The 7,904-nt window shown below is 62.2% G+C and carries 7 protein-coding genes; 4 read left to right on the forward strand and 3 right to left on the reverse strand.

The window, feature by feature from the left end; genetic code table 11:
- From ABJF10_RS27090 to ABJF10_RS27100, 3 genes are all read left to right on the forward strand, one after another.
- Positions 1-1,196: heavy metal translocating P-type ATPase (locus ABJF10_RS27090; RefSeq protein ID WP_348547748.1), on the forward strand; the 1,196-nt coding region annotated here is incomplete at its 5' end.
- Between the two features lie 6 nt (positions 1,197-1,202).
- Positions 1,203-1,601, forward strand: a complete 399-nt coding sequence (locus tag ABJF10_RS27095; RefSeq protein WP_348547749.1) for a hypothetical protein — start codon at positions 1,203-1,205, stop codon at positions 1,599-1,601.
- 29 nt (positions 1,602-1,630) lie between these two features.
- Positions 1,631-2,866 carry an MFS transporter gene (locus ABJF10_RS27100; protein WP_348547750.1) on the forward strand — a complete coding sequence of 412 codons (1,236 nt, stop codon included), beginning with the start codon at positions 1,631-1,633 and terminating at the stop codon, positions 2,864-2,866.
- Between the two features lie 316 nt (positions 2,867-3,182).
- On the opposite strand, the gene ABJF10_RS27105 is transcribed toward ABJF10_RS27100, so the two are convergent.
- On the reverse strand, positions 3,183-3,977 hold the full coding sequence (locus ABJF10_RS27105; protein WP_348547751.1) for a hypothetical protein: 795 nt from the start codon (positions 3,975-3,977) through the stop codon (positions 3,183-3,185).
- A 77-nt stretch (positions 3,978-4,054) separates the two neighbouring features.
- A complete protein-coding gene (locus tag ABJF10_RS27110; protein WP_348547752.1) occupies positions 4,055-5,002 on the reverse strand; it encodes an AraC family transcriptional regulator in 948 nt (315 codons plus the stop codon).
- A 196-nt stretch (positions 5,003-5,198) separates the two neighbouring features.
- On the opposite strand from ABJF10_RS27110, the gene ABJF10_RS27115 reads away from it, so the two are divergent.
- Complete coding sequence (locus tag ABJF10_RS27115) at positions 5,199-6,218, forward strand: FTR1 family protein (RefSeq protein ID WP_348547753.1); 1,020 nt, start codon at positions 5,199-5,201, stop codon at positions 6,216-6,218.
- Between the two features lie 55 nt (positions 6,219-6,273).
- Here the strand turns inward: ABJF10_RS27115 and ABJF10_RS27120 are convergent.
- Positions 6,274-7,904 (reverse strand): efflux RND transporter permease subunit (locus tag ABJF10_RS27120; protein WP_348547754.1); only part of this gene is annotated, 1,631 nt, incomplete at its 5' end.

A 7,904-nucleotide genomic window follows, 5' to 3' on the forward strand; every position in this document is an offset into this window, starting at 1 on the left:
ACTACACGCCGTCCGTGATGGTCGCCGCGTTGCTCGTCATGCTCGCGCCGCCGCTACTTTTCGGCGGCGAATGGCTGACGTGGTTTTATCGCGGCCTCGTGCTGCTCGTCATCGCCTGTCCTTGTGCGCTGGTCATCTCCACGCCGGTGTCCGTCGTCTCCGGGCTCACCGCGATGGCGCGGCGCGGCGCGCTCATCAAAGGCGGCGCCGTGCTCGAAGCCGTGGGAAAACTGCGCGCCCTCGCTGTCGATAAGACCGGCACGATCACCGAAGGCAAACCACGAGTCACGAAGGTCGTGGCTTTGAACTCGAAGACCGAAGCTGAAATCCTGCGCATCGCTGCCGGTATCGACACGCATTCGGAGCATCCGCTGGCGCAAGCCGTCGTCGCCTATGCGAAGGAGAAGGACATCGAGTTTCCGCGCAGCGAAAACTACCAGGCGAAGAGCGGGCGCGGAGCCGAAGGCGTCATCGACGGCCATCCCTATTTTGTCGGCAACCATCGCTTCGCGCACGAGCTGGCCGTGTGCTCCCCGGAAATCGAGGAACGTCTCGCGGAGATCGAGGCCGATGCGCAATCCGTCGTCGTCGTGGGACACAAACCGCACGCGGACTGCACAGGCGAAGTGCTCGGAATCCTCGCCGTCGGCGACGCCATCCGTGAAAACGCCGCCGAAGCCATTAAGGCGCTGCACCGCGCTGGCATTGAAAAGATCGTCATGCTCAGCGGCGACAACCAACGCACCGCCAGCGCCATCGCGAAGAAAGCTGGGATCGACGAAGCCCACGGCGACCTGCTTCCCGACCAAAAGATTGAGCGCGTGAAAGCGATGCTCGGTGAATTGAAATACGTCGGCATGATCGGCGACGGCGTGAACGACGCGCCCGCGATGGCCGCAGCGAGCGTCGGCATCGCGATGGGCGGCGCGGGCACCGACACCGCCATCGAAACCGCTGACATGGCGCTCATGCAGGACGACCTCAGCAAAGTGGCCGAAGCCATCACTCTCGGCCGCCGCACCGTCCGCATCATCCAGTTTAACATCGCCTTCGCCCTCGCGCTCAAAGCCGTCTTCCTCGTCCTCGCCGTGCTCGGTCACGCCAGCCTCTGGCTCGCAATCCTCGCCGACACCGGCGCGACCCTCCTCGTCATCGCCAACGCCCTCCGGTTGCTGCGCGCACCCGCAAACACTTGAGCAACCGTGAATCACCCGCAGAAGCGCACGAAGCGGAAGAAAGGGCGGGAGCCGGAGCCGCCCGCGCCGATGACGCTCCGGGACAAGGCGCAGATCTGGGCGTGGATTGCCGGTATCTTTATGATCGTGGGTTTCGCGTTTCACTACTTCGCCACTCGTCAACAAGCAGCGACCCTCGATAGCGAAGTCCATCGCTGGCAATCCGACTACCACCTCAACGACGAGCAAGTCCGCCGCATTCGGGCAATGGAGGAGGGATTCCACGGCAAAGGCGACCCGTTCCTCCGTCCGGCCCACACTCCTGGCGAGACGCGCGACCATCACCGCGCAATGGCGGACGTAATGAACCCGGAGGACGGCGAACGCTTCTTCAAAGCGCAGGAAGGCTCTGCTCCGTCTCGCTGATTTGATGGATGCTGGTTCACACTCGACCAATGCCGTTTTCACGCCTCACCGCCCGTATTCCCAAAGCGGTCATTGCTCTCGGAGCGGTGAGTTTTCTCACCGATCTCTCCAGCGAGATGATCTATCCGCTTCTGCCCATCTTTCTTGCGACGGTGCTCGGCGCGGGCGCGGTCACTCTCGGGCTCATCGAAGGCGTCGCAGAATCGACAGCCGCTCTGCTCAAGGTCGCTTCGGGCATCTGGACGGATCGCACGCAAAAGCGAAAGCCGCTGATCGTCTCGGGTTACAGCCTATCCGGACTCGTGCGTCCGCTCATCGGGCTCGCCACAGTCTGGCCGGCCGTGTTGGCACTTCGCTTCGCCGATCGTGTGGGGAAAGGGCTGCGCACCTCGCCGCGCGACGCGCTCATCGCCGATGTCACCGACGCCAGCGCGCGAGGCACTGCATACGGTTTCCATCGCTCGATGGATCACGCTGGTGCTGTGGTCGGTCCGCTCGTCGCCGCACTGCTTCTGACCACTGCGGGTTTGCCACTTCGGCAGGTTTTCCTCCTCGCGGCTGTGCCTGCTGCACTGGTGCTCATCGTTCTCCTGTGCTTCATCAAAGAACCCACCACGCACCGTGCCGACGCTCAAATCGCGCCCAGGCTCAGCGCCTCTTGGAACGCCTTGGGCGGGGAATATCGTCGTCTCCTGTTGGCAGTGTTCGTGTTCACACTCGGGAATTCGACCGACGCCTTTCTGCTTCTGCGCCTTGGAGGCACGGGCGTTTCCGCGGCTTGGATAGCGGTGCTTTGGTCGGCGCATCACGGCGTGAAGATGGCAGCCACCTATTTCGGAGGACGGCTCGCCGATCGTATCGGGCCGCGCCCCATGATGGCAGCCGGCTGGATCTTCTACGCCGCCATTTATCTTGCCTTCGGTTGGCTGAATTCCGCGCCTTTACTGACAGGTGTCTTCCTCGCCTACGGCGTCTATTTTGGATTCGTGGAGCCCGCCGAGCGCGCCTGGATCGCGAGTCTCGTGCCGCCGCATCTGCGGGGCACAGCTTTCGGCTGGTATCACTGCACCATCGGGATCGCCACGTTGCCCGCGAGCCTGGTCTTTGGTTTGCTCTGGCAAAGATTCGGCACCGGGGTCGCCTTTACCACTGGGGCGCTGCTCGCGGCCACCGCCACGATCCTGCTTCTCGTGCGCAATACACCTCATCCCATGTTGGCTCAGCGCTCCGAATCTTCGGGCAATGATTTCACTGCCATCAAGTAAGCCAGCAACGTCGAGCGCTCATCGGCGCTCAGCTTCGCGCGTGGGGCCATCTTATCGACCGCGGCACGCCACTCCGCTGTCGAGTATTTTTCAACCGGGTCGGACGCGTGGCACGCGCTGCACTTTCCGGTAAAGATGCGCCGGCCTTCACCGAGTGTCTCCGCGGATGCCCCGTGGCCGGCACCGACTAATGCTGGCGTCACCGGCGGGGCGACGTTGCCCGTGAATGCACACCCGCCGATGACGAGTGCGACGGCGATGCAGGCCGCCAGGCGAGCGCACTTTGAGAACGTCGGCGATGTCTCCATCATTGTTCCTAAAAGTCGAAGCCGGTGATGAGCCGGACTTGCGCGTCTGGTTCAGCTTCCACGTTCGTGACTTGGAAAAGCGCGGTCGCGGTGACGAAGACGCGCCCGAAGCGGACGGACGCATTCGGTCCGATGAAGACATTTGAGTCCGCGGCTTCGCTCCAGTCCGGCAGCGGAATTTCGTGCAGGACTTCCGCGCCGACGGAGAAGTTCCTGTTGAGGTCGTAGCTGATGCCGAGCGTTTGCGCGAACTCGCCGTTGCGCTCGTCGAAGTTGCCGAACTTTTTGCCTTCCCATTCGGCTTCGAGGATCAGGTTGTAGGCGATGCGGAGCGGGCCAAAGTTTTTTTGCAGCAACAGCTTGCCCTCGGCTTCAAACGAGTCTTCACCGGCGAGCACTTCGGCGTAGAGCGCGGAGCCGAGGAAGTCGGTGGTCGGATTCGTGAGGCTGTAGATCAACTCGAGCCCGGAGTGCTGCCATCGTGCCTGATGACCCTCCTCGTCTTTGCGGTTGTATTGCCAGTCGAAGAGATAGACGCCGAGTTGCAAGTGATCGGTGATGCCAAACTCCAGTTCGTGCCGGAACTCGAAGAGATCGGTGTGGCTCGTGCCGGGTTCGCCGATGTGTTTCCACGTCACCCAATTCTCGATCTCGATGCCGCCTTTCGGCGTGGTCGTTGTCTCATAGGTATAGGTAAAGCGCCGTTCCGTGGCCGACGCGGTGAAAGCGGGCGCGAGCAAGACTGCGGCGAGCGCCGTGAGGCGCGTGATCTTTTGAATCGAGCGGATTGGGCGTGAGTGCATGAGGCGCTCAACATTTCAGAAAGCCCTGCGCCCGCGCTTCCGCCGGATTGCTATTTTTTGTCGGGCGCTTGCGAAAACTACCGCCGCGGCATCACGAGATGCCGCGCGTGCGGATAGAGCGTGGGACAGCAGCCAATCACTTCGCAGAATGATTTCGAGAAATGGCCGAGGCTCGAATAACCAACCTCCAGCGAGACTTCGGTCACGTTCAAACGCCCGGTGAGCAAAAGTTCCGCGGCCTTTTCCATTCGGATGCGGCGCAAATACTGCGCCATCGTCAGCCCGGCCTCTTGGGAAAAAGTGCGGCTCAAATAGAAACTGCTGCAGCCGACTTGCCGGGCGACGGCATCGAGATCGAGAGGCTGGTCCAGCCTTGCCGCGAGGACCGCTTTGGTCTTTTCGACTCGCTCGCGCGCCATCCGCTTTTGCCTGCTGCAAAAGAACTCGACCTCCGGGCGGAAACAGACTTGCGAGATCAACTCCAGCACGCGCGCCTGAAACCAAATCGGTTGTGCCGCTTTGGGCACGGGCGGTTCGCAGAAAAGCAGTGGCAGGGTCTGCTGCGGGCCGGTCATCGGCTGCACCGCCGCGGAAACGCCCCGGCGGGTATTTTCCAGGAAACCCTTCACCACCGGATGAAGCTCCTCGCGCGGACAGTCAGCCAACTGCTTTTGAAGATAGTCGCGGGAAAGCTCCACAGTCGCGAAACGATGATGACCGGACGCCGAGCGCGCGGCAGTCAGCTCGGCACCGTCGCCGCGATACAAAGCGATAGTGAAATCGCCGAGGGCGAGCGAGCGCGAGCGCTGCGTGATCGTGCCCGAGCCGCAGAGATTCAGGCAGAGTTCGAGACTGTCATCGTGAAAACTCTCCGCCCAATTGAGTTCGGTGGGAGTTTCAAAATCGTGCCATTCCACACTCACACCCTCATTCGGAAAGCTGCCATAAACCTGCTGCCAGGTGCCGCGGATACCGCGCCACGCCGCGGATTCAAAGCAATTTGGGTTGTGGCTGGAAGCGATCATTTCGGACGGTCAGCGCGGCTCTTGCACCGGGCGGAGAACCTGAGATTCGTTCTCAACAGGACGCTTTGTCAAGTTCCCGAAGGCGGCGCTCTACCATTCGGATCAGCTTCCCTTTCGCAATCTGCCGACAATTTTTGGCAATCCACCGAAAGCCAGCAATTCGCGGAGCCGCTACATTTGTCGGGCAACCTCCGCCATGAATACCGCCGCCGCCGCCACACACCTGACTACTGCCGACGTAGAAATCCCACCAAAGGGATTTCTGAAACCGGCGGTGCGAATCGCGCTCGCCGTGCCGGCATTGATCATCGTCGGATTGCTCGTCTGGCAGGGGATCACCGCGGGCGGAGTTCCCGATCCGGTCCAGCCTCATCGCTCGCCTGCCGCCGCGATGCTGGACATCGGCATCCTCGTTTTTCGCGAAGGGCTGGAGTGCATCCTCGTGCTCTCGGCGATCACCGCGAGCATGATCGGGCGGGATCGTGCGCACCGGCGTCCGGTGGCCATCGGAGCAGGCGCGGGATTCATCGGCACGGTGATCACCTGGTTCATCGCCATCGGCATCGTCGGCAGCCTCAGCGAGAGCGTGCCCGCACTCGACCTGCAAGCCGCTACGGGGTTGCTCGCCGTCGTCGTGCTGCTCGTGGTGATGAATTGGTTCTTTCACAAAGTCTATTGGGGCGGCTGGATCTGCCTGCACAACCGCCGGAAAAAAGAGCTGCTCGCCGGGGCGCAGGGGCGGCGCATTTCGCAGACGCGGCTCCTCTTGGGATTGGCGCTCCTCGGCTTCACGTCGTTCTATCGCGAGGGCTTCGAGGTCGTGCTCTTTTTGCAAAGTTACCGGCTGAAACTCGGCGAAGGGCCGGTCTTGCTCGGGACTTCCATCGGACTCTTTTTCACCGGCATCGCCGCGGCTCTCACCTTCGTCGCGCATCGGCGCCTGCCATATCGCCGGATGCTCGTGCTCACCGGGATCATGCTGGGAGCGGTCCTGCTGGTCATGGTCGGCGAGCAGGCGCAGGAGATGCAACTCGCGCACTGGATTCCCACCACGGCCATCCCCTCTCTGAGCGGCCTCATGCCGGATTGGATGGGACTGTGGTTCGGCATATTGCCCACGGTGGAAACTCTCGAGGCGCAAGCGCTGGCCGCGTTACTGGTCATCGGCTCCTACTTCGCCGCGCGCCGCGCTTCGTCAACTGCGGCAATCGAGTAGAGGAGGCGATCTCCGTCCAAACCTGGCGCGCTTCAAAGACGAAGCCCGGCCGCGCTCAACGACGTTCCTTCGCCGATCCCTCAAACTCATTTGCGCCATTTCCAGTGATCGTTTTTTCGTCGCTACGTTTGCGCTCGGTGGGAATGGGCATGGCCGTGATCGCGTCGAGGGGATCGACTTCTTCGCGTTCGACGTATTTCTCCGCGGCGCGACGACCGAATTTGTAAAAGACGGCGGGCGTCACGGCCATGTCGAGGAGCGTGGAGCTGATGAGGCCGCCGAGGATGACGACCGCGACGGGGTAGAGGATTTCCTTGCCGGGCTGGCCGGCGGCGAGGACGAGCGGAATCAAGGCCAGGCCGGCGACGGCGGCGGTCATCGTCACGGGGACGAGCCGTTCGAGCGAACCGCGGACGATCATGTGTTTGTCGAACTTTTCGCCCTCGAACTCCATCAAATGGATGTAGTGCGAGATCATCATGATCGTGTTGCGCGAGGCGATGCCGGCGAGCGTGATGAGGCCGACGAGCGTGGCGATGGAGATCTTGCCGACGAGCAGCCACGTCAGGATCAAGCCGCCGATGAAGGCGAGCGGGATGTTGAGCAGGATTTGCGCGACGATCATCGTCGAGCGGAAGTGCGAGTAGAGGACGAGGAACATCGTCGCGAGCGTCGCGATCGAGAGCAGGCCGATGAGCCGCGTCGCCTCCTGCTGGCTCTGGAACTGGCCTTCGTAGCTGATGAAAAAGCCGGTCGGCAGATGGACCTGCGCGTTGATCTTGTCCTGAATTTCTTTGACGACGGAGCCGAGATCGCGCCCGCTGACATTCGCCTGCACGACGATGCGGCGCTGGACGTTTTCGCGGTTGATGATGTTCGGGCCTTTGCCTTCGAGCACGTCGGCGACGAGCGCGAGCGGCACCTTCTGCGGCGTTTCGCGCTCAGGCTTCGCGCCGTTTTCGCCTTCGGGTTTCGCGCTGCTCGATTGCGTGCCGGCGTCGATGAGCATCCGGCGCATGGCTTCAGCGTCGTCGCGCGATTTTTCGTCGTAGCGCACCACCACGTCGTAAGTTTTTTGCCCGTCGAGCACCTGCGCGACGGTACGGCCATTGAGCGCGGTTTCGAGCGTCTCGTTCAGCTCGCCGATTTGCACGCCGTAGAGTTTCGCCTTCTCGCGGTTCACCTGCACCTTGACCTGCGGCATGAGCACCTGTTTCTCGATTTGTAAATCGACGACGCCCGGAATGGTCTTCATCACCGCTTCGGTCTGCGCGGCGGCGGCGCGCAGGGCGTCGAGATTCTCGCTGAAAATCTTCACCGCGATTTGCGCGCGCACGCCGGAGAGCAGGTGATCGAGCCGATGCGAGATCGGCTGCCCGACGCTCGTGACGACGCCGGGGATCTGGCTGAGCTTGGCGCGCACGTCATCGAGGATTTGCTCTCGCGTGCGGCCGGTCTTTTTGAAGTCCACGTCGATCTCGCTGTAGTGGACGCCCTCGGCGTGCTCATCGAGTTCCGCGCGGCCCGTGCGCCGTCCGGTGGAGATGACTTCCGGCACGCTCAGCAGCAGCTTTTCCGCGATCTCGCCGATGCGGTTCGATTGCTTGAGCGATGTGCCCGGCGACGAGAGCACGTTGATCGTCGCGGTGCCTTCGTTGAACTCGGGCAGGAACTCTTTGCCCATCA

Origin of the sequence: Chthoniobacter sp. (genome assembly GCF_040003245.1) — a bacterium.
GTDB lineage: Bacteria > Verrucomicrobiota > Verrucomicrobiia > Chthoniobacterales > Chthoniobacteraceae > Chthoniobacter.